The organism is Amycolatopsis sp. NPDC039088, assembly GCF_055598845.1.
Genome location: NZ_JBVKAE010000041.1, coordinates 30,302 through 54,570 on the forward strand (window position 1 = coordinate 30,302; position 24,269 = coordinate 54,570).

Below are 24,269 nucleotides of genomic sequence, written 5' to 3' on the forward strand. Positions count from 1 at the left end.
ATCCGATGCCCCGGTCACGCCCCTGGAACGACCAGCCGCTCACGAGACGGCGAAGTGGCGAAGGATCTCGTCGAGTTCCTCGAACGGGGACCGGCGGCCGGAGTCGAGCCGGAACCAGGCGGCCTCGCGGCCTTCGATGCCGAGCATCTTCACCTCGGCGTCCGGAAGGGGCTCCTTCGCGCCGACAGTCTCGTGTCCGATGAGGATGCCGTAGGGAATGGCGGGCAGCGTCGGTGTGCTCGACCGTAGGCCGCCTCGCCTGCCGGGGTGTGCGGCGACCAGCATCCGCCGCACGAGAGGGGCGAGTGCCACGGCCAGCGTCTCGATGGCCTCCTGCCGTACCGTTCCGGCGGACGGTCCGGCGAGCTCGATCTCTTCGAGCAGGCCGCCATCCACTGTGGACACCCGCAGACGCCCCGAGATCCCCTGGCCGACGACGACAAGCCCGTTCGGTTCGGGCGCGTGGTCCCGGCAGAACGCGGCGAGCTCGGCCGCCGACCAGGGTTCGGTCGCCGGCTCGGCGACACCCCAGCCGGTCGGCTCGGCACCGGTGAGCACCGACACGACCGCCTGGACGATCTCGCCGAGCCGGAGCGGCCGGCCTGCCGGGTGCAGGGCGGTGATCTGTATCTCCACTTCTCCCGAACCCACCGTGGTGTCGGGAGGCGAAGGTGACGCGCCCGCCTCGCGCACGAACCGGCCACCGTTCCAGGTGAGCGGGATTCCGCTGATGCCCTCGCGATGCCGCCCTCGGCCGTCGCGCACCACCCACTCGCTCCCGATCTCCGAGAGCAGCTTTTCGAGCGGATAGGTGATTCCGCTGTCTTCGGCGGTGACCACCTGGAGCGTCCGCCCGGACTCGACGGCTGTCCAAGCGGCGTCGATCAACCTGGGGGAGGCGGCGACCACGGTACGGAATTGCTCGAAGACCAGCGCTTCCCTCAGCGGTTCGACCATGACAACCCTCCGGTCCCGGCGACCAGCGCCGTGGTGAACGTCCTGGCGGCGGCCTCCGCTTCGGGATCGCCCTCTGGGGCATGGACTTCCACCCACCACACCGGATGCGGCACTTCGACCTCGTCGCCGATACCGAGCACCCGCTGTGCTTCGCCTTCGACACGGACCAGATGGACGTCCTCGACGGTGACCAGGAGCCTCCCGTCTGGATGGAGAAGCCGGATGAGCGGCGGCTCGTCCCGCAAGTCGGCCCGCAGCTCCTCACCCGCCGCCGCCAAGGCAGGAAGGACGGTGTCGGGGCCGGGTTCCTCACGGCACAGGCCGATGATGTCGAAGGTCACGTTCCTCGCCTCAGTTCGTGCTGACCGGGAGCCTCAGTTCGAAGATCGCGCCGCCCTCGTCGGCGTTGTACACCGCGAGCGTGCCGCCGTGTGCCTGCGCGACCCACCGCACGATGGACAGCCCGAGCCCGGAAGACCCGCCGGTGCTGGCGAACCGGTCGAAGGCGTCGTCCGCCATGGTGGTGTCGATGCCAGGGCCGTGGTCCGCGACGGTCACGGTGCCGCCGGCCACGGTCAGGTGCACGAACGCCTTCGCGCCCGGTTGGCGGCCGTAGCGCACGGCGTTGTCGAGGAGGTTGCCGATCGCCCGTTGCAGCAGCGCGGGGTCGGCGTTGACCTTCGTGGGCGCGGCGGTGACGGTGACTTCGGCGTTGTCGGTCGCGTTGTCCTCGACCACGCCCACCACCAGCTGGTCGAGCCAGATCGGCTGGATGCTCAGCTGTTCCACGCCCGCGGCGAGCCGGGCGCGGACGAGGAGGTCGTCGATGATGCCACCCATTCTCGCGGCGAGACGGACGGTTCGCGGCAGGAGTTCGGCCGACTGGGCCGGGTTGACCATCGCGGTTTCGGCGAGGGCGCGCAGGGCGGCGACCGGGGTGCGGAGGTCGTGCGCGGTTTCGGCGAGCAGGACCTCCTGCTGCTGCAAGGCCGCGGCCGCCGGCCGGATCGAGCGGCCGGACAGCAGGTGGCCCGCGAAACCGAGTACCGCGATCAGCAGCACGGTGCCGCCGATCACCAGCAGCGTGAACTGGGTGTGGGCGTCGTCTTCGGCCGCCGTGGACTGCACCGCCACGACGGCGGCGAACGTCTTGCCGTTCTTGTCCCGCAACGGTTCCGCGCGCACCTTGACCACTTGGCCGTCGGTCGCCTTTTGATGGCCCTGCACCAGTCTGCCGGTCCGCACCGATTCGGCGGCGAGACCGTTCAACAACTGCGGAGTCATCGGGACGCAGGTCGCGCGCGAAAGGTGCGGCTGGAACGCGGGCGCGCCGCCGGGCAGGATCGCGAACTGCGGGCAGCGATCGTTCAGCACGTCGGTGTTGACCAGGTCGAAGCCCACGGTGCCGTCATAGGCGACCAGCCTGCTGACCGAAGACGTGACCTGGATCAGCGTGGCGTCGATCCGTTCCTCGCCCTGATCGCCGTCCTCGGCGATGAGCAGCCACGCGAAGACGACCAGCCCCAGCGTGTTCATCACGGTGAACAACGCGGTCAGCAGCCAGCGCAGCCTGCGCAGCCGATCGGCCGAGGAGTGCGTGTTCATCGGGCGCCCAGCCGGTAGCCGAGTCCCCGGACGGCGTGGATCAGTTCGGGCTCCTTCAGTTTGCGGCGCAACCGCTTCACCACGACGTCGACCACATTGGACATCGGATCGGCCTGCGCGTCCCAGCAGTGCTCGATCAGATCCGCCCGCTGCACCGGCAGCCCCGCCCTGGTCAGCAGGTATTCGAGCACCGCGTACTCCTTGTTGGTCAAGGTGAGCAGCACGCCCGCCCGGCGCACCTCACGCCGCGCGCAGTCCATCACCAGGTCTTCGTACTGCAGCACCGAGGGCCGGTCGAACGCGGAGCGGTGACACAGATTGGTCACCCGCTCGGTCAGTTCGGCCATCACGAACGGCTTCACGAGGTAGTCGTCACCGCCGTGCTCGAAGCCCGCCACCCGGTCGGCGAGCGCGTCACGGGCGGTGAGGAACAGCACCGGCGCTCGCCAGCCCAGCTGCCGTCGCATGTGGACGTATTCGATCGCGTCGCCGTCCGGCAGCATCCGGTCGAACACCACGCAGTCGTGGTGCGTTCCGCGCAGCAACCTGTCCGCGGTCGCGATGTCGGCCGCGTCGTCGACGGCGAAGCCGGCCGCGCGCAGCTGCGTGACCAGCGCGAGCCGCAGATTCTCGTCGTCTTCGACGACCATCACCCGTGTCATCAAAACCTCATGTTCGGACAGCGAAAGTAGACGCATGCAGTTTCACCGACCCGCCGCGCCGGCCGTGTTGCCCCTGAACGCTAACGCGTCGGGCATCCCTGGCCGTCCGGACGGCGGGAACTGGCATGAACAGGACGTGGTCGGCGGTACCGCGCGGGGCAAAGGGAGGGACAGCGCCATGGGCGTTCAGACCGGCGGGCTCAGCCTGGTCGTGGGATCGGAACCGGCTCGTGACCGGGCTGGACTGGCCGAGCTCCTCGCGGCCGCGAGGAGCGAAGTACTCATCATGAGCGCGGGAACGGACTCCACGTTCCAGCGGATCGCGCTCGCGAACGTGCGCCCCGGAGTGCGGTACAAGGTGCTCTTCCCCGACGCCGCGCGGATGTCCGGCGCGCTCAACCGGGTCTCGAGGGCCGGGGCCGAGGTGCGGACCGACGCCGAGGTCCCGATGGACGCGCTGGTGATCGACCGGACCTCGGTCGTCCTCCCCGCCGACGGCAGGCAGACCGGTGCCGCGGTGTTCCGGCTGCCCGGCGTGGTCACCGCGACGGTCGGCCTGTTCGAGCGGATCTGGCAGGCCGCCGCCCCGCTCGTCCCGCTGGACCTCGCGGAACCCGAGGACGCTTCGATGCTGACCTGCCGCGAGCAGGAGTTGCTGACCCTGCTCTTCTCCGGCACGACCGACGAATCCGCCGCCGCGCGGCTCGGTGTCTCGGTGCGCACGGTGCGCCGGATGGTCGCCGACATCATGAACCGGCTCGGCGCCCGGAGCCGCTTCCAAGCGGGCGCCAAGGCCGTCGACCGCGGCTGGCTGATGGCCAAGGCGGGCTGATGACCACTTCGACCCCAGGCCGCGTCCTGCTGGTGGCACCACGACCCGGCGCGTATCCGACCATCGGCGACGCCTTGTCGGACGCCTCCGACGGCGCCGTCGTCACCATCGCGAGCGGTGAATACGCCGAGACCGTCGAACTGAACGGTCTGCGGGTGACCCTGGCCGCGGCCGACGGCGCGACCGTCGTCGTCGACGGCAGGGGCGCCGACCGGCCCGTTTTCCGCGCCACCGGTGGATCGCTTGCCCTGAAAGGGATCGAAATCCTGGCAGGCGGCGCGTCCGCGATCGAGACCGAAGCCACCGAACTGACCGTCCAGCGTTGCAGCGTCTCCGGCGGTCGCGGGCCGGCGATGGCGATCCGCGGCACGACGGCGTTCACCGTGACCGGTAGCGTGATTTCGGGCGCGGAGCAGGGGATCCTCGTCGACGGGGCGCCCGGGAGGATCGAAGACACCACCGTCGAAGACGTGCTGGGAGACGGGATCACCCTCGGGCAGGGCGCCGACCCGGTCGTGACCGGGTGCACGGTGACCGGCTGCGGACTGCGCGGCTTTTACGTCTACCAGTACGCACGGCCGGTCATCGAAGGCTGCGTGATCTCGCACACCGGTTACGAGGGCATCGCCGTGGCGCACCACGGCGCGCCGGTGATCGAGCGGTGCACGGTCACCGACACCCGTGGCTCCGGGATCGCGTTCGCTTCCGGCTGTGGTGGCGAGATCTCCGCGTGCCGGGTCGCCAACACCGCGGAACCGGGGATCTCGATCGCCGAGGGGGCGACGCCGCAGCTCTCCGAGGCCGCGGCTCCGGGCGCGGTCGGCGACAGCGCACTGGACGAGATCCTCGCCGAACTCGACGCGATGATCGGCCTTCCCGGGGTGAAGGAAGAGGTCCGCGCACTGGTCGACGAGTTGCAGGTCAACGAATGGCGCCGCCGGGCCGGGCTGCCGATCGGAGCCACCGGCCACCACCTCATCTTCGCGGGGGCTCCCGGCACCGGGAAGACGACGGTCGCCCGGATCTACGGAAAACTGCTGAAGGCGCTGGGAGTTCTGCCGGACGGCCAGTTCCGCGAGGTGTCCCGCCGCGATCTCGTCGGGCAGTACATCGGGCATACCGCGGAGAAGACCGGGAGCGTGTTCGAGGAGGCCAAGGGCGGCGTCCTGTTCATCGACGAGGCGTACACGCTGTCGCGGCTCGCCGGTTCCGGTGGCGACTTCGGCCAGGAGGCGATCGACACCCTGGTGCCGTTGATGGAGGAGCATCGTGACGAGGTGGCGGTGATCGTGGCCGGGTACACCGATGAGATGGTCGACTTCCTCGCCGCCAACCCCGGCCTCGCGTCCCGGTTCGGCAAGACCATCGAGTTCGAGAACTACAGTCCCGACGAACTGCTCGCCATTTTCGGGCGGATGGCGTCGTCGGGGGACTACGTACTCGATCCGGGCACCGCTCCGGTGCTGACCGAGCACTTCCGGCTCATCGCCGGGGACGTCAACTTCGGCAACGCGCGGGACGCGCGGCGGTTGTTCGAGAAGGTGCGCAAGGCGCAATCGCAACGATTGCGCCTACTGGGCCGGATGCCCGCCGTCGAGGAACTGCGCGGACTGCACGTGGCCGACGTGTTGGCGGCCACCGCACGCTAACGTTCGGGTGTGCGGGTGCTGGTGACCGAGGACGACGAGAATTTGCGGGTGGCGCTGGAATTCGCCCTGCGCGGCGACGGGTTCGCGGTGGACACCGCCGCCGACCTGCCCGGCGCGGACGAGGCGCTGATGGTGAACGCCTACGACTGCGCGGTGTTCGACCGGATGCTGCCTTCGGGCGACGCGCTGGCGTACGTGCGAAACCGGCGCGGCGCGGGCTGGCCGATGCCGGTGCTGTTCCTGACCGCGCGCGACAGCGTCGCCGACCGGATCGACGGACTGCGTGTCGGCGGCGGCGACTACCTGGTCAAGCCGTTCGCGATGCCGGAACTGATCGCCAGGGTCCGCAGCCTGTGCCGCCGCGACATGGCCGGGCAGGCGGTGGTGCTGCGCTGCGCCGACGTCGAGCTCGACACCGGCAGGCACCAGATCTCGCGCGCGGGCGTGCTGCTCACCGTGACCCGCAAGGAGTATCTGGTCATGGAACGGCTGCTGGCGGCGACCGGGCGACCGGTTTCGCGCCAGGAGCTGATCCGGTACGCGTGGGACGAGATGGCGGATCCGGCGTCGAACGTGCTGGACGTCGTCATCGCGCGGCTGCGGCGGAAACTCAAGGATCCGCCGCTGATCCACACCGTGCGGGGCTCGGGTTACCGCTTGGCGCCCTCGTGAGTGTTTCGGGTCGCTGGAACGACCCAAAACACTCACGACCCACCTGCCACCTCAGGCGCGGCTGAACTCCATCACCCAGTTGGATTCCCAGGTCCGCCCGCCGTCCGCCGAGAACTCCTGTTCCCACCGCGCCGACGATTCGGTGATCCGCGACCAGATGAAATGCGCTTTGATCGGCATCCCCTCGTGGCTGTCGTCACCGTAGAAGTCGCCCCGTCCGCCGATGAAGGTGCCCACCACCGGCGGAGCGAGCAAGCCCGTCCGGCTGCTCGCCCAGTAAAGCGACCACTCCTTCCGCTCGACGTCGAACAGGCGAAGGGTGAGGCCGCTGCTGCCCAGCGTCGGGAAATCGATCTCATCGATGTTGCCGCCGCCCCCGAAGATCGGACGGGAGACGGAAGTGCCGGGGAACTCCTGCCAATCGTCGCTGCCCTCGAACAGCGTCGTGAGGCGCCGGTTGACGACGTGCCAAGTGCCGGTGAAGAAGTCGAAATCGTTCATGGGAGTGATCCTGCGGCGCCACCACTGACATCTTCTGTCAGTGGTCGCTGACAGACTCCGGGCCGTGCGTGCCGACCGGCTGGTGTCCCTGTTGCTCCTGTTGCAGAACCGGGGGCGGATGAGCGCGGCCAAGCTGGCCAGGGAACTCGGCGTGACTTCGCGCACCGTCTACCGTGACGTCGAGGCACTTTCCGCCGCGGGTGTGCCGATCTACGCCGAGCCAGGGCCTTCCGGCGGTTACCAGCTGATGGAGGGATACCGCACCCACCTGACCGGGCTCACCGCCGGTGAAGCGGAATCGCTGTTCCTCACCGGGATGCCGGAGCCCGCCGCGGAACTGGGGCTCGGCGCCCAGGTCGCCGCCGCCGAGCTCAAGCTGACGGCCGCGTTGCCCACTCCGTACCGGGACGCTTCGACGCGCATCCGGCAGCGGTTCCATCTCGACGCGCCCGGCTGGTACCGGCAAGCGGATCCCGTCCCGCATCTGACCGCCGTCGCGGAAGCGCTGTGGCGGGACCAGGTCGTGGAAGTCCGGTATCGCCGTTGGTCGCCGCGGCCGGAGGTGGTCACGCGGCGGCTGCATCCGTTGGGCCTCGTGCTCAAGGCGGGTGTCTGGTATCTCATCGCCACTCGGCGGAATCAGCCGCGTACGTACAAGGTCTCCTCCATCCAGCGGCTGCGGACGTTGCCGGAGAAGGCCGAGCGGCCCGACGGCTTCGAACTCTCCGCGTTCTGGCGGGCACACGTCGAAACCTACGAAGAGGCCGAGGAGACCGCGACCGCCCTCGTCCGGCTGTCGCCACAGGGGATCGCTGCCTTGCCCGACATCCTCGGCCCGAGGGCCGCGCGTCTCGCTCGGCGCACGCTCACCGCGGCGGACGAGGATGGCTGGTGCCGTGCCACCATTCCGATGGAAAGCGTGCCCCACGCCGCCGCGGGGTTGCTCAAACTCGGCCTCGACGCGCAGGCGCTGGAACCCGCCTGCCTGGTCACCCACCTGGCCGAGACCATCCGGGCGATGTCGGCGCTGTATCCCACGAGCTGAACCCGCCTCGGATGTGCCATGCTCGACAGCGCACGAGGCGGCGAAACCGAGAGGTGACGAGGGTGTCCATCTGGGCAGGCGTGATCAATTTCGTCCGGGCGCGGTACGAGGTGCTCGAAGAGCGGGACGGCTGGCTCCGGTTCCGGGTCGACACCGGCGACGGCCGCGGCCAGCAGGTGTCCTTGCATCACTTGCCCGACCACGACGGCGCGGAGTGGGTGGAGATCTCGTCTCCGGTCGGCTGGGCGGACAAGATCGACCTGCGGCGCCTGCTCGAACTGGCCGGCGGCGATTCGGTCGGCGGCGCGGCCGTGGTGGACGGCGTCGCACTGCTCAAGCACACGATTCCGCTGGTCGACCTGAACCTGGTCAACGAGTTCGAACACCCGCTGAAGTCCCTCGTCGCGCGTGCCGACACCTTCGAACACGAGCTGACCAAGGCCGACGAGTTCTGATAGGACGGTCGTACTTCGCGTGAAGGCCCCCTTCTCTCGGCTGGTCATTCGAAACCAGGGCCGAGGTAAGGGGGCCTCTTCACGTGGTTCGAGGGGTCAGAGGCGCTCCTGCAGCGCGTCCGCGGCGGCGAGCAGGTCCGCTGCCCAGCGTGCCCCCGGTTTACGCCCTATCCGTTCGATGGGCCCGGAAACCGACACCGCGGCGACCACGGTGCCCGTCGAATCCCGGACCGGCGCCGAGACACTCGCCACACCCGGTTCCCGCTCCGCCACGCTCTGGGCCCAGCCGCGTCGGCGGACCTCGAGCAGTGTGCGTTCGCCGTAGACCGCCTCGGAAAGGATCGTCCGCTGCGTATGCGGATCCGACCACGCGGCGAGGACCTTCGCGCCGGAGCCCGCGGTCATCGGCAGCCGTGAGCCGATCGGCACGGTGTCACGGAGACCGCTGGGCGGCTCCGCTGTCGAGACACAGACGCGCTGGACGCCGTCCCGGCGGTAGAGCTGAACGCTTTCCCCGGTGATGTCGCGCAATTTCGGCAGCACCGAACTCGCCGCGTCGAGCAGCGGGTCGGTCGAACCGCCGGCCAGTTCCGCGAGCGCGGTACCCGGCCGCCACCGCCCGTCGGGGCCGCGGCGCAACAGACGATGCACCTCGAGGCCGACCGCGAGCCGATGCGCCGTCGCGCGCGGCAAACCGGTCCGCGTGCACAGTTCCGCCAGGCCACAAGGATCTTCGGCCACGGCCTGAAGCACGGCCACGGCCTTGTCGAGTACTCCGATACCGCTATGCTGTCCCACAAGCCGATACTATCTTCCCGAAGTTTGAGATGTCCAGATGGTGGGAAGTACCGATTTCACCGCATGTGAGGAGCCGGAAATGCCCCGGACACTGGCCGAGAAAGTGTGGGAGTCGCATCTGGTGCGGCGCGGCGAGGGGGCCGAGCCCGACCTGCTCTACATCGACCTCCACCTGCTGCACGAGGTCACCAGCCCGCAGGCGTTCGACGGACTCCGCCTGGCAGGCCGGAAACTGCGCCGTCCCGACCTCACCATCGCGACCGAGGACCACAACGTCCCGACGATCGACATCGAGCTGCCGATCGCGGATCCCGTGTCCCGTACCCAGGTCGACACCCTTCGCAACAACTGCAAGGAGTTCGGCGTCCGGCTGCATCCGATGGGCGACGCCGAACAGGGCATCGTGCACGTCATCGGCCCGCAGCTGGGCCTGACCCAGCCCGGGATGACCGTGGTGTGCGGCGACAGTCACACCTCGACGCACGGCGCGTTCGGCGCGATGGCGTTCGGGATCGGCACCTCCGAGGTCGAACACGTGATGGCGACCCAGACCCTGCCGCTCCGTCCATTCAAGACGATGGCGATCACCGTCGACGGGGAGCTGCGTCCCGGCGTCACGGCGAAGGACGTCATCCTCGCGGTGATCGCGAAGATCGGCACCGGCGGCGGGCAGGGCTACGTCCTCGAATACCGCGGCAAGGCCATCGAGAACCTGTCGATGGAAGCCCGGATGACGGTGTGCAACATGTCCATCGAAGCCGGCGCGCGCGCCGGGCTCATCGCACCCGACGAGACGACGTTCGCCTACCTGAAGGGCCGTCCGCACGCGCCGCAGGGCGCGGGCTGGGACGCCGCCGTCGAGAACTGGCGTGAACTCCGCACGGACGACGACGCCGTCTTCGACGCCGAGGTGCACCTGAACGCCGACGAGCTCACGCCTTTCGTGACCTGGGGCACGAACCCGGGCCAGGGTCTCCCGCTGGGCGCCGAGGTACCCGACCCCGAGAAGATCGGCGACGAGAACGAGCGCGTCGCCGCCGAGAAGGCCCTGTCCTATATGGACCTCAAGCCCGGCACGCCGCTGCGCGAGATCGCGGTGGACACCGTCTTCCTCGGCTCCTGCACGAACGGCCGTATCGAGGACCTGAGGGCCGCCGCGGACGTCCTGCGCGGGCACAAGGTCGCCGAGTCGGTCCGGATGCTCGTGGTCCCCGGCTCGATGCGCGTCCGGAAGGCCGCCGAAGCCGAAGGCCTGGACCGGATCTTCATCGACGCGGGCGCGGAATGGCGCCAGGCGGGTTGCTCGATGTGCCTCGGCATGAACCCGGACCAGCTCAAGCCCGGCGAGCGCAGCGCGTCGACCTCGAACCGCAACTTCGAAGGCAGGCAGGGCAAGGGCGGCCGGACGCATCTGGTCTCCCCGCTCGTGGCCGCCGCGACGGCCGTGCGGGGAACCCTGTCCAGCCCCGAAGACCTGCTGTCCGTCACCGCCAGCTGACATCGCCGACCTCGCTGAGGAGTTTCATCACCATGGACGCGTTCACCCACCACACCGGCGTCGGAGTCCCGTTGCGCAGGTCCAACGTGGACACTGACCAGATCATCCCGGCGGTTTACCTCAAGCGCGTGAGCCGCACCGGCTTCGAGGACGGGCTCTTCGCCGCCTGGCGCTCCGACGAGTCGTTCATCCTCAACCAGGAGCCCTTCAAAACCGGGTCGGTCCTGGTCGCGGGCCCGGACTTCGGCACAGGTTCCTCCCGCGAGCACGCCGTCTGGGCCCTGATGGACTACGGCTTCCGGGTCGTGATCTCTTCCCGGTTCGCGGACATCTTCCGTGGGAACTCGGGCAAACAGGGCCTGGTCGCCGCTCAGGTCGAGCAGGCGGACGTCGAACTGCTGTGGAAGCTGCTCGAAAACGAGCCTGGGACGGAGGTCACGGTGGACCTCGAGTCGAAGACGGTACGAGCCAAGGACTTCACCGCGCCCTTCCAGATCGACGACTACACCCGCTGGCGGCTCCTCGAAGGGCTCGACGACATCGCCCTGACACTCCGCCACGCGGATGAGATCGACACTTTCGAGTCCCAGCGCCCCTCCTGGAAGCCGGTGACCCTCCCGGCGGCCGCTTCCTAAGGCCCGCCGAAGGGCGCGGATTCCCTTGCTGAGCAGGGAATCCGCACCCCGGCCGAGGCTCTCCAAGACAGCCCCGAAACCACACCGAACGGCACCTCAAGAGGCCCTGGAGGGGTCCCTCAAGAGGCGGAACAGCCCCCGAGACAAGGGAAATTTCCGCGCGTCGTTTGGAATTTGTGCTGCATTGGTAATACCGTGTGCGCTAAGTCGGCCGACGGGGCCGTGTACAAGTAGTTCTTCTTGGAGGACTGGAATGGCCAACAAGGCCCAGCTGATCGAGGCGCTGTCGGAGCGCCTGGGCGACAAGAAGGTCGCGTCGGAGGCCGTCGATGGCCTTGTCGACATCATCATCCGGACGGTCAACAAGGGCGAGAAGGTGAACATCACCGGCTTCGGTGTGTTCGAGAAGCGCGCCCGCGCCGCCCGCACCGCGCGGAACCCGCGCACCGGTGAGACCGTTCGCGTCAAGAAGACCAACGTGCCCGCCTTCCGCGCGGGGACGACCTTCAAGGACGTCATCAGCGGTTCGAAGAAGCTGCCGAAGGCCACCGCTGTGAAGCGTGCGACCGCCGGCACCACCACCACTCGGGCCGCCGCCACCCGCGCGACGACGACCCGGACGGCCGCCAGCCGCCCGGCCGCGACGCGTTCCACCACCACGCGGACCCGCGCCGCCGCAACCACGACGCGCGCCGCCGCCGCGAAGCCGGCCGCCAAGGCGACCGCGACCAAGGCCGCCGCGAAGACGACCGCCACCAAGGCGGCGCCGAAGACCGCGGCGAAGGCCACGACTCGCGCCACCACGGCCAAGAAGGCGACCGCCACCAAGGCCGCCGCGAAGCCGGCCGCCAAGGCGACCACCGCCAAGGCTCCCGCGAAGAAGGCTCCGGCCAAGCGGACTTCGGCGGCCGCGAAGAAGAAGTAAGCTCCCTCTCCACGAGTGAGCCAACGGCAGGGCCCCGCGCACGGCGCGGGGCCCTGCCGCTGTTTTCCCGGGCTTCGCCACGGAATGTGGGGGAACCCCGTCCGGCCGCTGTCTCGCTGTGTCACGCTTCTCGCGGGGGAGCGAGGCGGGAGAACACAATACTGGCAGGACTGGGGGTGGCCATCATCGAAATCCGGCTTCTCGGCCCGTTCCGGGTGATCGTGGACGGGGTACCGCGCCCGCTCAGCAGTGCCCGCCAACGCGCCCTGCTGGCCACCTTGGCCCTGTCGTGCGGCCGTCTGGTTTCCATCGACACGCTCGCGCGCGGCGTCTGGGGACCCGAACCCCCGGAACGGATCCGCGGCAGCCTGCAGACGAATGTGATGCGCTTGCGGCGGCTGCTCGGCGAAGACATCGTCGTCACCGAACCGGACGGTTACCGTCTCATTTCCGCGCCCGCCGGGGTCGACGCGCTGCGATTCCTGCGCCTGCTCGACGAGGCCGCCGGAAAAGAACCGGCCGAGGAACGGAAACTGCTGGCGGAGGCGATCGCGCTCTGGCGTGGGACACCGCTGGAAGGCGTCGGTTCCCCCACCCTCGCCGAGGAATGGGGCCCGCTGCTCACCGAGCGGTATCTGTTCGCCGTCGAAAGGCGGATCGACCTGGATACCGGGGTGGCGGCGGACGCCGATCTCGTCGCCGAATTGACCGATCTGGTCGGCAGGCATCCGCTCCGGGAATCGTTATGGGAAAGACTCGTGCGGATTCTCGCACGCTCGGGCAGGCGGGCCGAAGCGCTGGCCGGATACGCCCGGCTGCGGTCGCTTCTCGTCGAGGAACTCGGTGTCGAACCGGGCGCGGAACTGCGGCGGCTGCACGCCGGACTGCTCGCCGCGGACGTGCACGCGGAGCCCGCGGCACCGGTGGTCCCGGTACCGCGCCAGCTTCCCTTCGACGTCACGGGTTTCAGCGGCCGAGAAACCGAACTGGCCCGGTTGGACGGATTCCTCGGCCAGGACCGGCCGACACGGATCGTGGTCATCGAAGGGACGGCGGGGGTCGGAAAGACCGCCCTCGCCGTCCATTGGTCGCATCGGCTCCGGGAAAGATTCCCTGACGGACAACTCTTCGTAGACCTGCGCGGGCATTCCGCCGGTACGCCGGTCACTCCGATGGACGCACTGTCGGAGTTCCTGCAGGCGGTCGGTATGCCCGCCGACCTACTGCCCTCCACAGTGGAGCAACGGTCGGCCGCACTGCGCGGCAGGCTCGCCGAGACCAGGATGCTGCTGCTGCTGGACAACGCGCGTGACGCCGACCAGATCCGGCCGCTGTTGCCCGGCTCGGGCAATCTGGTCGTGGTCACCAGCAGGAACCAGTTGCGGGGCCTGGTCGCCAGGGAAGGGGCGCGACGGATGCCGTTGCGTTCCTTGGACGAGCACGCCGCCAAGGCTCTGCTCGCCGAAAGCGTCGGCCACGCCCGGCTCGACGCCGAACCCGGCGCGGTGGCGGAACTCACGCAGCTGTGCGGTGGCCTGCCGTTGGCACTGGCACTGGCGGGCGAGCGGGCGTCCCGGTTTTCGGGAACCTCACTGGCCTGGATCGTGGACGAACTGCGGGATCAGCGTGTCCGGCTCGACACCCTCCGGGACCCACAGGACGCGGGCACGGATCTGCGAGCGGCGTTTTCGTGGTCCTACAAAGCGTTGCGCCCGGAGGCCGCACGGCTGTTCCGGATGCTCGGGCTGTTCCCCGGGGTGTCGATCCGGATCGCGACCGCGGCCGTCGCGTCGGGAACAGGCGTCCTCGAAGCACGAGAACTGATCGACCAGCTGGCGTCGGCGCATTTGCTGAACCAGCCCCGTACCGACCAGTACCGGTTCCACGACCTGTTGCGGGTCTACGCCGCGGAACTCGCCGAAGACGATCTGCCCGGTGAACGCGAAGCCGCGCTGCGGAGGCTGATCGACTGGTACACCGCCACCGTCGCCTCGGCGAACGAACTCATCCGGCCGGACCTGCTCACTTCGGACGTCACGCTGGAACCGGTCGACGGGCCGCGGCTCGATTTCGCCGACCGCGCCGAAGCGATGGCTTGGTACGTCGAGGAACGCCAGGCGCTCGCCGCGCTGGTCCGGAGCGCCGCCGACCATGGCTGGGCCACCCGCGCCTGGAAACTCACGTGGCTGCTGCGCGCCTTCTACACCGAACGGCACGATCAGGAGGACTGGTTCAGCACCGGCAAGATCGCCGTCGAGGCCACCCGGGCGGCGGGCGATCCGCTGGGCCTGCAGTACGCGGCCAACAACCTCGGGTCCGCCTACCTGCGGGCACTTCGCCCCGACGAGGGGCTGGAGATGTTGGAAGAGGCCAGGAAGGCGTCCGCGGAGACCGGCGGCTCCGAGGTCACGGTCGCGATCCTGTCGAATCTGTCAGGGGCCTACCACCTCCGCTCGGAATTCGAGAAGAGCGAACAGGTCGCCGCCGAAGCCGCGCGCCTCGCCGCCGCCACCGGGCAGCGCACCTTCGTCCCGCACGCGCTCCTCAACATCAGCGCGAGCCGGATCGGGATGGGCGCCTACGACGGCGCGGTCGAAGCCGCGCTGGAAGCGAGACAGGCGTTCGCCGATCTCGGCGACCGGTACCACGCCGCACTCGCCCTCTCCAACTCCGGCGAAGCACTCGCGGGTGCGGAGCGGTTCGAAGAAGCGGAGGCGAGCTGTTCCGACGCGCTGGCCGAACTCCACGGCCTCGGCGCCGAATACGGGACCATCGACACGCTCATCACGCTGACGAAGATCATGCTGAGCACGGGCCGGACCGAAGAGGCCAAGGCATACGGAGCCGAGGCGCTGGCCGTATGCCAGCGCCTCGGTGATCCCCGTGCCGACGAAGTACGGACGTTGCTGTCCGTTCCACCCCCAGGCTGAACGGCGAGTACCGCGTCGCGACCCCCCAGCGGGGACACGGGTGGAGTAAACCAAGGGGCGCTGTCAGTTCGCTGTCACCGCGGGGGACTCAGGGATGCGCGGGCGCCGGCGTGGGCAGAGGCGACGCGAAGTAGTCCGCCGCCACCAGCACCGGTCCGTCTTCTTCGGTCGGCGACCGGAAGGACAGCACCCAGAACGAGCCCTTCTTCGACGGCACCACCCCGCCACGCGCGGCGGGCAGGTCGACGCCGTCGCGGTCGGCCAGCGCGCTCACCACGTCCGGGATCACGCCGCCCTGGCTGGAGACCACCGGGGTCCCGCCGTCGCCCGCGATGGCCAGCAGCCGTGCGACGCCGAGCACCGGATCCGGCCAGTAGCCCTCTTCCGACAGCAGCGGCTCGTGCCGGATCTCGACCTCGAGATCTTCGGCGAGCCCGTTCACCGTCTGGACGCAACGCAGCCGCGGCGCCGAGAGCACCCTGGTCGGCCCGTAGTGCCGCAGCAGCGAACGCAGTGCTTCGGCCTGACGCTGGCCCGCGTCCGAAAGCGGCCGCAGGTCGTCGTCGCCGTTCCACTCGTCGCGTTTACCCGCCTTGGCGTGCCGCACCAGTACCACCGTGGTGAGGTCGGGCGGCAGCGCGGAGAACTCGCGCAGCACCCGCACGTCGCCAGGGCGTGTCAGCAGTTTCTCCGCGGTCTCCGGGGCGAGCCAGCGCAGTTCGTCGACTTCCTCGTTCTGGGCGAACTCGCCCGAAGCCGCGTGGGCGGAGAAGTAGTCGACGGTCTTCGGCGCACCCGCGACGGTGTACTCGGTCCGGACCAGATACCGGCCGAGCACCGCCTCGAAGCCGGTCTCCTCGTGTATCTCGCGGACCGCGGCCTGCGCGATGGTCTCGCCCGGATCCAGCTTTCCCTTCGGCAGTGACCAATCGTCGTAGCGCGGCCGGTGGACCAGCGCGACCTCGATCCGATCCCCGTCACGACGCCAGAGGACGGCACCCGCCGCCCGCACGACCGCGCTCATCCGGCGGCTCCGTGTCGCTTCGCCAGTTCGACCTGGTGATCGCGGACGTCGTCGCCGGAGGCGGGGAACGGCGTCCACTCGCCGGTCGAGTTCAGCACCCAGCACCGGGTCGACGGGTGCAGCGCGGACTCGAAGATGTAGTCCAGCTGCGCCGTCAGCTTCGGATCCTTGACCCGTACCAGCGCCTCGATGCGGCGGTCCAGGTTGCGGTGCATCATGTCCGCGCTGCCGATCCACTGCGTGCCGCCCGCGCGGAAGTTGAAGATGCGCGAGTGCTCCAGGAACCGGCCGAGGATCGAGCGGACGTGGATGTTCTCGCTCAGTCCCTCGACACCCGGTTTAAGCGCGCAGATGCCGCGCACCACGATGTCGACCGGCACTCCGGCCTGCGACGCGTGGTACAGCGCGTCGATCACCTGCTCGTCGACGAGCGAGTTGCACTTGATCCGGATTCCCGCGGTCTGCCCGGCGCGCGCGAGTTCGATCTCCTCGCCGATCGCGCGCACGATGCCGCGGCGGATCCCGTGCGGCGACGTGAGGATGTTGCGGTAGGTGTCCTGCCGGGAGTACCCGGTGAGCACGTTGAACAGATCCGTCAGGTCCGCGCCGATGGTCGGATCGGCGGTCAGGAGGCCGAGGTCCTCGTAGAGGCGTGCCGTCTTCGGGTTGTAGTTGCCGGTCCCGATGTGGCAGTAGCGGCGGATGGTCGAACCCTCCTGACGCACCACCATCGACACCTTGCAGTGCGTCTTCAGCCCGACGAGCCCGTAGACCACGTGCACGCCGGCGCGTTCCAGCGTGCGCGCCCAGGTGATGTTGGCCTGTTCGTCGAACCGCGCCTTGATCTCCACCAGCGCGACGACCTGCTTGCCCGCTTCGGCCGCGTCGATCAGCGCGTCGACGATCGGGGAGTCCCCGGAGGTGCGGTACAGCGTCTGCTTGATCGCCAGCACCTTGTCGTCCGCGGCGGCCTGTTCGATGAACCGCTGGACGCTGGTGGAGAACGAGTCGTACGGGTGATGCACGAGGACGTCGCCCTCGCGCAGCGTCGCGAACACCGACTTCGGCGTCTCGCGCTCACCGAACGCCGGATGGGTGGCGGGGACGAAAGGGCGGTCCTTGAGTTCCTTGCGGTCCACTCCGGACAGCTGGTGCAGGCAGGTCAGGTCCAGTAGACCGGGGACCTCGACGACGTCGCGAGGGTCGACCTCCAGCTCGCGGAGCAGCAGTTCGAGCATGTGCTCGCTCATGTCCTGAGCGACTTCGAGCCGCACCGGCGGGCCGAACCGGCGCTGCGCCAGCTCGCGCTCCAGCGCCTGGAGCAGGTCCTCGTCCCGGTCCTCTTCGACCTCGAAATCCGCGTTGCGGGTGACCCGGAACGCGTGGTGTTCGGTGACCTCCATCCCGGTGAACAGTTCACCGAGGTGGGCGGCGATCAGTTCCTCCAGCGGAAGGAAGGTCGCGGTGCGGTTCTCCCTCGGCTGCTGTTCGATCCGCATCAACCGCGGCACGTTGCTCGGCACCTTGACGCGGGCGAACCGCTCGGTGCCCGCCTCCGGGTCCCGGACGGTGATCGCGAGGTTGAGCGAAAGGCCCGAAATGTAGGGGAACGGATGCGCGGGATCCACGGCCAGCGGTGTGAGCACCGGGAAGATCTGCTCGCTGAAGTAGTTGGACAGCCGGAGCTGGTCGGCACCGGTCAGGTCGTTCCAGCCGACGATGTGGATGTCCTCGTCGGCCAGTCGCGGCCGCAGGTGCAGTTCGAAGGCGTTCGTATGCCGCTCGACCAGGTCCTGGTTGCGTTTGGCGATGTAGGCCAGCTGCTCGCGCGGGGTGAGCCCGTCCGCGCTGCGGACCGGGAGGCCCGTCTCGTCGCGGCGCTTCAGCCCGGCGACCCGCACCATGTAGAACTCGTCCAAATTGGACGCGAAGATCGCCAGGAACTTGGCGCGTTCGAGCAGCGGCTGCGATTCGTCCTCGGCCAGCGCGAGCACGCGCGCGTTGAAGTCCTGCCACGACAGCTCACGGTTGAAGTACCGGTCGTCGGGCAGCGTCTCGACGGCGGTCGGCGCCGAGGTCACCGCGGGCGGCGCGGCCGGCAGCGCGCGGAACTCCTGTGCGGGACGGCTCGCCGAACCGCCGCGCGTCGCGCGGATGGCCGCGCGCGGGGTGCTGTTCGTCTTCACCGCGGGACTGATCTTCCTCGCCCTGGCGGGCTTGGTGCCGCTGTTGTCCGGTTCCGGTTTCGCGGCGGAGGTCTTCCGCTTCCTTGCCGAGTTCGGGGTGCCGCCGTCGTTTGTGCTCACGGACTTCATTGTTCACCACTCGGAGCGATTATGTGCGCCGCGCGCGCGTCGCCGTGGTGAACTCTCGTCACATCGCCACGCAGGGTGTTCCCAACAGCGTTGAAGTGCGCTTTCCGACACCCAGGGTGCGGACGTGAGCGAGATCATCCGCGGTGTCCACGTCGGCGCGGAGCGATTCGGCGGCGATCGTGAGCGGCGTCGCACCGGAAGCGGTGTGTGCCCGCGCGGAACCCTCGCCGAAGCGGGGGGCGAGGGGAAGACCGGCCGCCGCGAGCAGCAGCGTCGTGCCCGTTCCCTGCCGGTCCGCGACGAACGCCCGTCCTCCGGCGGCCTCGGCGAGCGCCGCGGTGAGGTCTTCGGTCCGCAACGCGGGCAGGTCGGCCTGCAGGGCACCGACGAGACCGGACGGTGTGTCCCGGCGAAGCAGTTCTTCGCCGTGACGCAGGGCGGCGTTCAATCCGCCTCGCGACGGCTCGGCGACGATCTCCACCCCGAGTTCGACGAGATCCGCCACCGACGCCGGGTCGGCGGCGACCACCAGTACCCGGCGGACCCCGTCCGCCGAGGTCGCCGCGGCCAGCGTGTCGTACGCCAGCGCCAGCACCAGTTCGGGGTGCCGCTCGGGCACGACCGCGCCGCGAAGGCGCGACTTGCCCTGCGCCGGGCGTTTCATCGGCACGATCAGGTCCACGTCCACATCTGCATTCTTACCCGACCCTCCCTGGACCCCGCTCGTACGCGGGCGGCAGGATCAGGGGTCTGGGACGGCACGTGCGACTTCGAGGAGGACGAATTGGCCCGGCGTGAGAAGGGCGGCATCTGGGTGGGCATCGCCGCCGCACTGTTCTACCCGGCGACGGCCATCGCCAAGCGCGTCTACCGCAACGCCGAGCGGATCCCCCGCGAAGGCGGCGCGCTGCTGCTGCTCAACCACGTGTCCCACATGGACCCGGCGGTGGACGCGGTCTTCGTGCACCGGCAGAAGCGGGTGCCGCGGTTCCTCGGCAAGGAGAGCCTGACCAGGACGCCGCTCTTCGGCAAGATCTTCGTCGGCGCGGGGCAGATCCCGGTCTCGCGCGGTTCGGCCGCCGCCGGTGACAGTCTCAAGGCCGCCCACCAGGCGTTGCGCGACGGCAAGGTCGTCGTGATCTATCCCGAGGGGACGATCAGCAAGGACCCCGAAGGCTGGCCGAAGAAGCCGTTCACCGGCGCCGCGCGGCTCGCGCTGGAGACCGACGTGCCGGTGATCCCGATCGCCCGCTGGGGCACGAACCACATCTTCAACGGGTACACGAAGAAGTTCACGCCGTTCCCGCGCAAGACGATCACACACCTGGTCGGGGAGCCGATGGACCTGTCGGCCTACAAGGACGGCTCCACGCGCAGCGCGTCCAAACTGCGCGAGGTCACCGAGCAGATGATGACCGAGATCACCGCGTTGCTGGCGGAGATCCGCCAGGAGGAACCGCCCGCGAAGAAGCCGGAGGACGACGCCTGATGGCCGAGGTCCAGCGGGTGACCGTACTCGGCGCCGGATCGTGGGGCACGGCGTTCGCCAAGGTGCTCGGCGACGCCGGCCGCGACGTGACCATCTGGGCCCGGCGGCCGGAGGTCGCGGCGGAGATCCGGGACCAGCACCGGAATTCGTCCTATTTGCCTGATATCGAACTGCCCTCGCGGATCACCGCGACGGCGGACCCGGCCGAAGCCCTCGACGGTGCGCAGGCCGTGGTCCTCGCGGTGCCGAGCCAGACGCTGCGGACCAATCTGTTGGAGTGGTCCGGTCTGCTGCCGCGCGAGGCGATCCTGGTGAGTCTCGCGAAGGGTGTCGAACTGGGCACGCTCAAGCGGATGAGCCAGGTCATCGCCGAGATCGCGGCCGTGGAGGACGGCCGGATCGTGGTCGTTTCCGGGCCGAACCTGGCGAAGGAGATCGCGCTGGGGCAGCCGTCGGCCGCGGTGGTCGCGTGCACGGACCACGACAACGCCAAGGCGATCCAGCAGGCGAGCTTCAACCAGTACTTCCGGCCGTACACCAACACCGACGTCGTCGGCTGCGAACTGGGCGGCGCGTGCAAGAACGTCATCGCGCTGAGCTGCGGGATGGCCGCCGGGCTGGGGCTCGGCACCAACACGATGGCGACGCTGATCACCCGAGGACTGGCCGAAATGGCGCGGCTCGGCGCGAAACTCGGCGCCGATCCGCTCACCTTCGCCGGGCTCGCCGGCGTCGGCGACCTGGTGGCGACGTGTTCCTCGCCGCTGTCGCGCAACCGGACCTTCGGCGAGCGGCTGGGCAGGGGAGAGACCCTGCAGCAGGCGCTGGACGCCGCGGGCGGGCAGGTGGCCGAGGGCGTCAAGTCGTGCACGTCGATCCGGGAACTCGCGCTGAGCCTCGGCGTCGACATGCCCATCACCGACGCGATGCACCGCGTGTGCCACGAAGGGGTCGACCCGCGGCGCGCGGGAGCGGAGCTGCTCGGACGGTCGCAGAAGCACGAGTGGTCCTGAGGGGCTGGAGCCGCCTTCACGCGCTGGGAACTCAAGGTCGGTGGCTTGGTCTTGTCGAGGGGCAAGGTGTGCACTGGTGCGGGACCGGCTGACTGACGGAAGCCGGGCCGCGCCCCGGTGTCCCTTGTGGACAGTCGCCCCTGCCTTGACGGGGAGCTCTTCGCCTCCCGTCAGGCAGTGAGCCGAATACGTCACGTTTGACTACCCCTCGATAGGTGGCTCGAGGGCGGGCTCTCCAGCTTCGCGGACCGTCCACAGGACGCCATTCAAGGAGAAATGTCCGCTTACGTCCAGTTTGCCCGTATTTCCAAGTCTGTGAAGGCCTCCTTGAGGGACTCTGGGTCCCTCAAGGAGGCCTTCACAGACCCACCAACCCTCGTCGGCGAACCAGCGCCGCCCGAACGTCCGGTTCCCGCTGGAGCCGGACCACCAGACCAGGGAAAACACGCTAAAACAGCACCACGCCACCGCCCTTAAGTTCCTGGCATTGGCGCTAGGCGCAAGGAAGGGGGCCCTCATGTACTTCGGTAGGGCGTGACTAGCGAGATCACCGTCTCGCCCGAGACACGACACGTTTGCCTTACCCCTCAATAGAACCGTCATTACCACTCACGAGGCCGCAGGCTAGGCTCACAGGCCATGAGCGCGGTGTACGACTGCAGCAAGCGTGAAACGCGGGCCGACGGGCTCGCCGCGGCGGCGAGCGCGGTGCGCTCCAGCCGCCTCGTCGTCCTTCCGACCGACACGGTCTACGGCATCGGCGCGGACGCCTTCGACGGCGGCGCCGTCCAGTCGCTCCTGCGGGCCAAGAACCGCGGCCCGGACATGCCGGTCGGCGTCCTCGTCGGCTCCTGGTCCACTGTGGACGGACTGGTGCTCGGCACGCCGCCGCAGGCCCGCGCGCTCATGGAGGCCTTCTGGCCCGGTGACCTGTCCATCGTCCTGCCGCACGCGCCGAGCCTGCAGTGGGATCTGGGCCAGTCACGCGGAACGGTGATGCTGCGCATGCCGCTGCACCCGGTCGCGCTGGAGCTGCTGCGTGACGTCGGCCCGATGGCGGTCTCCAGCGCCAACGTGTCCGGTCAGCCGCCCGCCTCCACCGCGCAGGAAGCGGTCGACCAGCTCGGTGACAGCGTCGCGGTGTACCTCGACGCCGGATCCACCGGCGCGCCCGTTCCGTCCACGATGGTCGACCTCACCGGCGACGACCCGGTCATCCTGCGGGAGGGCGCGGTCAGCCGCGCCGCGGTCGCGGAAGTACTGGGTGTGCCCGCGGAGTCACTCGCCTAGACCGTGTCCGGGCGTATCCCCCCAGCGCGGTAGCGTGTTCGAGTGACTTGGACCTCGGCGGCGTAACGCACCATGCCTCCTACGCAAGGCCTCCCGATCCGGGAATACCTCCTCGTCGCCCTCACCGCGGCGGCCGTTACCTTCCTGCTCACCGGCGTGGTGCGCCGGGTCGCCATCCGGATCGGCGCGATCGCCAACCCGCGGGCCCGTGACGTCCACGTCACCCCGATCCCGCGGATGGGCGGGATCGGCATCTTCCTCGGCGTCGCCGCCGCGATGGGGCTCGCGCACCAGCTGCCCGCGCTGAGCCGCGGCTTCGACTTCTCCTTCGACTCGCTGGGCGTCCTGCTCGCCGCCGGGGTGATCTCCCTGATCGGCGCGCTCGACGACCGCTTCGAACTGGACGCCTGGACGAAACTGGCGGGCCAGGTCATGTGCGCCGGGATCCTGGTGATCTTCGGCGTGCAATGGGTGTCGTTCTGGGTGCCGTGGGGCGGTGGCGGCGAGTCCTTCGGCCAGGTGCTGGTGCTGGACAAGAACCAGGGCGCGCTGCTGACCGTCGTGCTGGTGGTCGTCATGGTCAACGCGATGAACTTCGTCGACGGCCTCGACGGTCTCGCCGGCGGCCTCGGCTTCATCGCCGCGGCGGCGACGTGCTCGTTCTCCCTCGGCCTGCTCGACTCCTCGGGTGGCGACGTCGGCGCGTACCCGCCCGCCCTCATCGCGGCCACCCTCGCCGGGGCCTGTCTGGGCTTCCTGCCGTACAACTTCCAGCCCGCGAAGATCTTCATGGGCGACTCGGGCTCGATGATGATCGGGCTCATGCTGGCCGGTGCGACGACGTCCGCGTCGGGCCGCGTGCCGTACCCGCAGTTCAGCGGTAAGGACGCGCTCGCGCTGCTCTCACCGCTCGTCGTGGTCGCCGCGGTGCTGTTCGTGCCGCTGCTCGACCTGATCATGGCGGTCATCCGCCGCACCCGTCGCGGCGAGAGCCCGTTCGCCGCGGACAAGATGCACCTGCACCACCGCCTGCTGGAGATCGGCCATTCGCAGCGCCGCGCGGTGTTGCTCATCTACTTGTGGGCGGGCCTGCTCGCGTTCGGCGCCGTTTCCGTGACGTTGTTCGACAGTGCCGCGGTTTTCTGGATTGTCGGATTCGGCTTCCTGCTGGCGACCCTGGTGTCGGTCATCCCGAGGCTGCGGTCGCGGAACCGGACTGCTTGAAAGCGGGGATCGGCGCGGGCCTACACTGGCGGGCTGAGACGACCAGGGAGCTTTCTGTGAGCGAGACCGAAAAGACCGTCGAGGCGGAGGAGAACCCCCACGCCAAGGTGGTTCTGCAGGCGGCCAACGCGATGATGAAGGCGTCCCTGATGCTGGTCCCGCCCGCGGTGCTCGTGTGCATCGTGGTCTTCACCATCCTCAATGGACTCCCCGGGCTGCTCGGCTCGGTCATCGGCGGCGTGCTCGCCATCGTGTCCGCGCTCGCGACGCTGGGCCTCATGCGCTTCAGCGCGGGGATGGACCCGATGTTCGTGATGGTGATCGCTCTCGGTGGTTACGTGCTCAAGATCGTCCTGCTTTTCGCGGCGCTGAGCCTGCTTCGCGGAGTGACCTCGATCCACCCGATGGCGCTGGGCGTCACCATGATCGTCGCGATTCTCGTGGCCGCGGCCGTGGAGTTCGCCGCGTTCCGCAAGACCAAGATCCCGACGATCATCCCCGCTTCCCGCTGATCGCGGGACCGAGGTCCTGACCTGGGTCGGGACCTAGGTCCTCGGCCGATCGGGGGCAATGTAGTACGCCTGTACGGCCCGCCGGTACCTGCTGATATGGTCCGCGTATGGGCGGCGGCCTCGGCTGCCGGCTCCCGATGACGAACCCCGAACAGCAGTGTGGCGACGGTGTTGAATCGTCCCCTCGTACCCGCTGGTAGGCGTCTGTCTCCCGGGAGCACTGCATCGAGAATCCTCG

23 protein-coding genes are annotated in these 24,269 nt (G+C 69.1%); 14 read left to right on the plus strand and 9 right to left on the minus strand.

Annotated elements, in window-relative coordinates; genetic code table 11:
- Positions 1-39: 39 nt before the first annotated feature.
- The 4 genes from ACZ7KI_RS36380 to ACZ7KI_RS36395 are packed head-to-tail and all read right to left on the minus strand — an operon-like array spanning position 40 to position 3,224.
- Positions 40-957 carry a DUF6177 family protein gene (locus ACZ7KI_RS36380; RefSeq protein ID WP_470277552.1) on the minus strand — a complete coding sequence of 306 codons (918 nt, stop codon included), beginning with the start codon at positions 955-957 and terminating at the stop codon, positions 40-42.
- Positions 942-1,298: a hypothetical protein gene (locus ACZ7KI_RS36385; protein WP_470277553.1), complete on the minus strand. Its 357-nt coding sequence runs from the start codon at positions 1,296-1,298 to the stop codon at positions 942-944. Before ACZ7KI_RS36385 ends, ACZ7KI_RS36380 begins: the two co-directional genes overlap by 16 nt.
- A gap of 10 nt (positions 1,299-1,308) precedes the next feature.
- Positions 1,309-2,562 (minus strand): sensor histidine kinase, encoded by a 1,254-nt coding sequence (locus tag ACZ7KI_RS36390; protein ID WP_470277554.1) that lies wholly within the window; start codon positions 2,560-2,562, stop codon positions 1,309-1,311.
- On the minus strand, positions 2,559-3,224 hold the full coding sequence (locus ACZ7KI_RS36395; RefSeq protein ID WP_470277555.1) for a response regulator transcription factor: 666 nt from the start codon (positions 3,222-3,224) through the stop codon (positions 2,559-2,561). Before ACZ7KI_RS36395 ends, ACZ7KI_RS36390 begins: the two co-directional genes overlap by 4 nt.
- 178 nt (positions 3,225-3,402) lie before the next feature.
- Here ACZ7KI_RS36395 and ACZ7KI_RS36400 point away from each other — a divergent pair, with 178 nt between their 5' ends.
- Genes ACZ7KI_RS36400 through ACZ7KI_RS36410 form a run of 3 tightly spaced genes read left to right on the plus strand, consistent with a single transcriptional unit; the run spans position 3,403 to position 6,377 of the window.
- The gene (locus ACZ7KI_RS36400; protein ID WP_470277556.1) at positions 3,403-4,056 is read left to right on the plus strand and encodes a helix-turn-helix transcriptional regulator; all 654 of its coding nucleotides are present in this window, start codon (positions 3,403-3,405) and stop codon (positions 4,054-4,056) included.
- Positions 4,056-5,705 (plus strand): right-handed parallel beta-helix repeat-containing protein, encoded by a 1,650-nt coding sequence (locus tag ACZ7KI_RS36405; RefSeq protein WP_470277557.1) that lies wholly within the window; start codon positions 4,056-4,058, stop codon positions 5,703-5,705. The genes ACZ7KI_RS36400 and ACZ7KI_RS36405 overlap by 1 nt, the downstream gene beginning before the upstream one ends.
- A gap of 9 nt (positions 5,706-5,714) precedes the next feature.
- Entirely contained in the window at positions 5,715-6,377 is a 663-nt protein-coding gene (locus tag ACZ7KI_RS36410) for a winged helix-turn-helix domain-containing protein (RefSeq protein ID WP_470223017.1), read from the plus strand.
- A gap of 51 nt (positions 6,378-6,428) precedes the next feature.
- Here the strand turns inward: ACZ7KI_RS36410 and ACZ7KI_RS36415 are convergent, their stop codons facing one another.
- Positions 6,429-6,878: a hypothetical protein gene (locus ACZ7KI_RS36415; protein ID WP_470277558.1), complete on the minus strand. Its 450-nt coding sequence runs from the start codon at positions 6,876-6,878 to the stop codon at positions 6,429-6,431.
- A 64-nt stretch (positions 6,879-6,942) separates the two neighbouring features.
- Here ACZ7KI_RS36415 and ACZ7KI_RS36420 point away from each other — a divergent pair, with 64 nt between their 5' ends.
- Together ACZ7KI_RS36420 and ACZ7KI_RS36425 are read left to right on the plus strand one after the other, a co-directional pair.
- Entirely contained in the window at positions 6,943-7,923 is a 981-nt protein-coding gene (locus tag ACZ7KI_RS36420) for a helix-turn-helix transcriptional regulator (RefSeq protein WP_470277559.1), read from the plus strand.
- A gap of 62 nt (positions 7,924-7,985) precedes the next feature.
- Entirely contained in the window at positions 7,986-8,378 is a 393-nt protein-coding gene (locus tag ACZ7KI_RS36425; protein WP_470277560.1) for a hypothetical protein, read from the plus strand.
- A 96-nt stretch (positions 8,379-8,474) separates the two neighbouring features.
- Here ACZ7KI_RS36425 and ACZ7KI_RS36430 read toward each other — a convergent pair whose 3' ends face one another.
- Positions 8,475-9,176 (minus strand): IclR family transcriptional regulator, encoded by a 702-nt coding sequence (locus ACZ7KI_RS36430; RefSeq protein WP_005158149.1) that lies wholly within the window; start codon positions 9,174-9,176, stop codon positions 8,475-8,477.
- A 79-nt stretch (positions 9,177-9,255) separates the two neighbouring features.
- On the opposite strand from ACZ7KI_RS36430, the gene leuC reads away from it, so the two are divergent.
- From leuC to ACZ7KI_RS36450, 4 genes are all read left to right on the plus strand, one after another.
- A complete protein-coding gene (gene leuC / locus ACZ7KI_RS36435; protein ID WP_470277561.1) occupies positions 9,256-10,674 on the plus strand; it encodes a 3-isopropylmalate dehydratase large subunit in 1,419 nt (472 codons plus the stop codon).
- 32 nt (positions 10,675-10,706) lie between these two features.
- The gene (gene leuD / locus ACZ7KI_RS36440) at positions 10,707-11,309 is read left to right on the plus strand and encodes a 3-isopropylmalate dehydratase small subunit (RefSeq protein ID WP_470277562.1); all 603 of its coding nucleotides are present in this window, start codon (positions 10,707-10,709) and stop codon (positions 11,307-11,309) included.
- Between the two features lie 253 nt (positions 11,310-11,562).
- Positions 11,563-12,234: an HU family DNA-binding protein gene (locus tag ACZ7KI_RS36445; protein ID WP_470277563.1), complete on the plus strand. Its 672-nt coding sequence runs from the start codon at positions 11,563-11,565 to the stop codon at positions 12,232-12,234.
- A gap of 176 nt (positions 12,235-12,410) precedes the next feature.
- Positions 12,411-15,164, plus strand: coding sequence for an AfsR/SARP family transcriptional regulator (locus ACZ7KI_RS36450; protein WP_470277564.1), 2,754 nt, complete (start codon positions 12,411-12,413; stop codon positions 15,162-15,164).
- 88 nt (positions 15,165-15,252) lie between these two features.
- Here the strand turns inward: ACZ7KI_RS36450 and ACZ7KI_RS36455 are convergent, their stop codons facing one another.
- The 3 genes from ACZ7KI_RS36455 to cofC are packed head-to-tail and all read right to left on the minus strand — an operon-like array spanning position 15,253 to position 19,191.
- Positions 15,253-16,188: an NUDIX hydrolase gene (locus tag ACZ7KI_RS36455; protein WP_470277565.1), complete on the minus strand. Its 936-nt coding sequence runs from the start codon at positions 16,186-16,188 to the stop codon at positions 15,253-15,255.
- On the minus strand, positions 16,185-18,503 hold the full coding sequence (locus ACZ7KI_RS36460) for an RNA degradosome polyphosphate kinase (protein ID WP_470277566.1): 2,319 nt from the start codon (positions 18,501-18,503) through the stop codon (positions 16,185-16,187). The genes ACZ7KI_RS36455 and ACZ7KI_RS36460 overlap by 4 nt, the downstream gene beginning before the upstream one ends.
- Before the next feature lie 58 nt (positions 18,504-18,561).
- A complete protein-coding gene (gene cofC, locus ACZ7KI_RS36465; protein WP_470277567.1) occupies positions 18,562-19,191 on the minus strand; it encodes a 2-phospho-L-lactate guanylyltransferase in 630 nt (209 codons plus the stop codon).
- A 96-nt stretch (positions 19,192-19,287) separates the two neighbouring features.
- Here cofC and ACZ7KI_RS36470 point away from each other — a divergent pair, with 96 nt between their 5' ends.
- The 5 genes from ACZ7KI_RS36470 (at position 19,288) to ACZ7KI_RS36490 (ending at position 24,031) form a co-directional block, all read left to right on the plus strand.
- Positions 19,288-19,992, plus strand: a complete 705-nt coding sequence (locus ACZ7KI_RS36470) for a lysophospholipid acyltransferase family protein (protein ID WP_470277568.1) — start codon at positions 19,288-19,290, stop codon at positions 19,990-19,992.
- Positions 19,992-21,005, plus strand: a complete 1,014-nt coding sequence (locus tag ACZ7KI_RS36475; RefSeq protein ID WP_470277569.1) for an NAD(P)H-dependent glycerol-3-phosphate dehydrogenase — start codon at positions 19,992-19,994, stop codon at positions 21,003-21,005. The genes ACZ7KI_RS36470 and ACZ7KI_RS36475 overlap by 1 nt, the downstream gene beginning before the upstream one ends.
- Positions 21,006-21,644: 639 nt before the next feature.
- The gene (locus ACZ7KI_RS36480; RefSeq protein WP_470277570.1) at positions 21,645-22,295 is read left to right on the plus strand and encodes an L-threonylcarbamoyladenylate synthase; all 651 of its coding nucleotides are present in this window, start codon (positions 21,645-21,647) and stop codon (positions 22,293-22,295) included.
- A gap of 72 nt (positions 22,296-22,367) precedes the next feature.
- Entirely contained in the window at positions 22,368-23,519 is a 1,152-nt protein-coding gene (locus tag ACZ7KI_RS36485) for a glycosyltransferase family 4 protein (RefSeq protein ID WP_470277571.1), read from the plus strand.
- Positions 23,520-23,575: 56 nt separating this feature from the next.
- On the plus strand, positions 23,576-24,031 hold the full coding sequence (locus ACZ7KI_RS36490) for a hypothetical protein (RefSeq protein ID WP_470277572.1): 456 nt from the start codon (positions 23,576-23,578) through the stop codon (positions 24,029-24,031).
- Positions 24,032-24,269 lie beyond the last annotated feature (238 nt).

Excerpts from the sequence above, each read along its gene's own strand:
- ACZ7KI_RS36380 (WP_470277552.1), bottom strand. The coding sequence starts at position 957 with ATGGTCGAACCGCTGAGGGAAGCGCTGGTCTTCGAGCAATTCCGTACC.
- ACZ7KI_RS36390 (WP_470277554.1), bottom strand. The coding sequence starts at position 2,562 with ATGAACACGCACTCCTCGGCCGATCGGCTGCGCAGGCTGCGCTGGCTG.
- ACZ7KI_RS36395 (WP_470277555.1), bottom strand. The coding sequence starts at position 3,224 with ATGACACGGGTGATGGTCGTCGAAGACGACGAGAATCTGCGGCTCGCG.
- ACZ7KI_RS36400 (WP_470277556.1), top strand. The coding sequence starts at position 3,403 with ATGGGCGTTCAGACCGGCGGGCTCAGCCTGGTCGTGGGATCGGAACCG.
- ACZ7KI_RS36405 (WP_470277557.1), top strand. The coding sequence starts at position 4,056 with ATGACCACTTCGACCCCAGGCCGCGTCCTGCTGGTGGCACCACGACCC.
- ACZ7KI_RS36415 (WP_470277558.1), bottom strand. The coding sequence starts at position 6,878 with ATGAACGATTTCGACTTCTTCACCGGCACTTGGCACGTCGTCAACCGG.
- leuC (WP_470277561.1), top strand. The coding sequence starts at position 9,256 with ATGCCCCGGACACTGGCCGAGAAAGTGTGGGAGTCGCATCTGGTGCGG.
- leuD (WP_470277562.1), top strand. The coding sequence starts at position 10,707 with ATGGACGCGTTCACCCACCACACCGGCGTCGGAGTCCCGTTGCGCAGG.
- ACZ7KI_RS36445 (WP_470277563.1), top strand. The coding sequence starts at position 11,563 with ATGGCCAACAAGGCCCAGCTGATCGAGGCGCTGTCGGAGCGCCTGGGC.
- ACZ7KI_RS36455 (WP_470277565.1), bottom strand. The coding sequence starts at position 16,188 with ATGAGCGCGGTCGTGCGGGCGGCGGGTGCCGTCCTCTGGCGTCGTGAC.
- ACZ7KI_RS36460 (WP_470277566.1), bottom strand. The coding sequence starts at position 18,503 with ATGAAGTCCGTGAGCACAAACGACGGCGGCACCCCGAACTCGGCAAGG.
- ACZ7KI_RS36475 (WP_470277569.1), top strand. The coding sequence starts at position 19,992 with ATGGCCGAGGTCCAGCGGGTGACCGTACTCGGCGCCGGATCGTGGGGC.
- ACZ7KI_RS36480 (WP_470277570.1), top strand. The coding sequence starts at position 21,645 with ATGAGCGCGGTGTACGACTGCAGCAAGCGTGAAACGCGGGCCGACGGG.
- ACZ7KI_RS36485 (WP_470277571.1), top strand. The coding sequence starts at position 22,368 with ATGCCTCCTACGCAAGGCCTCCCGATCCGGGAATACCTCCTCGTCGCC.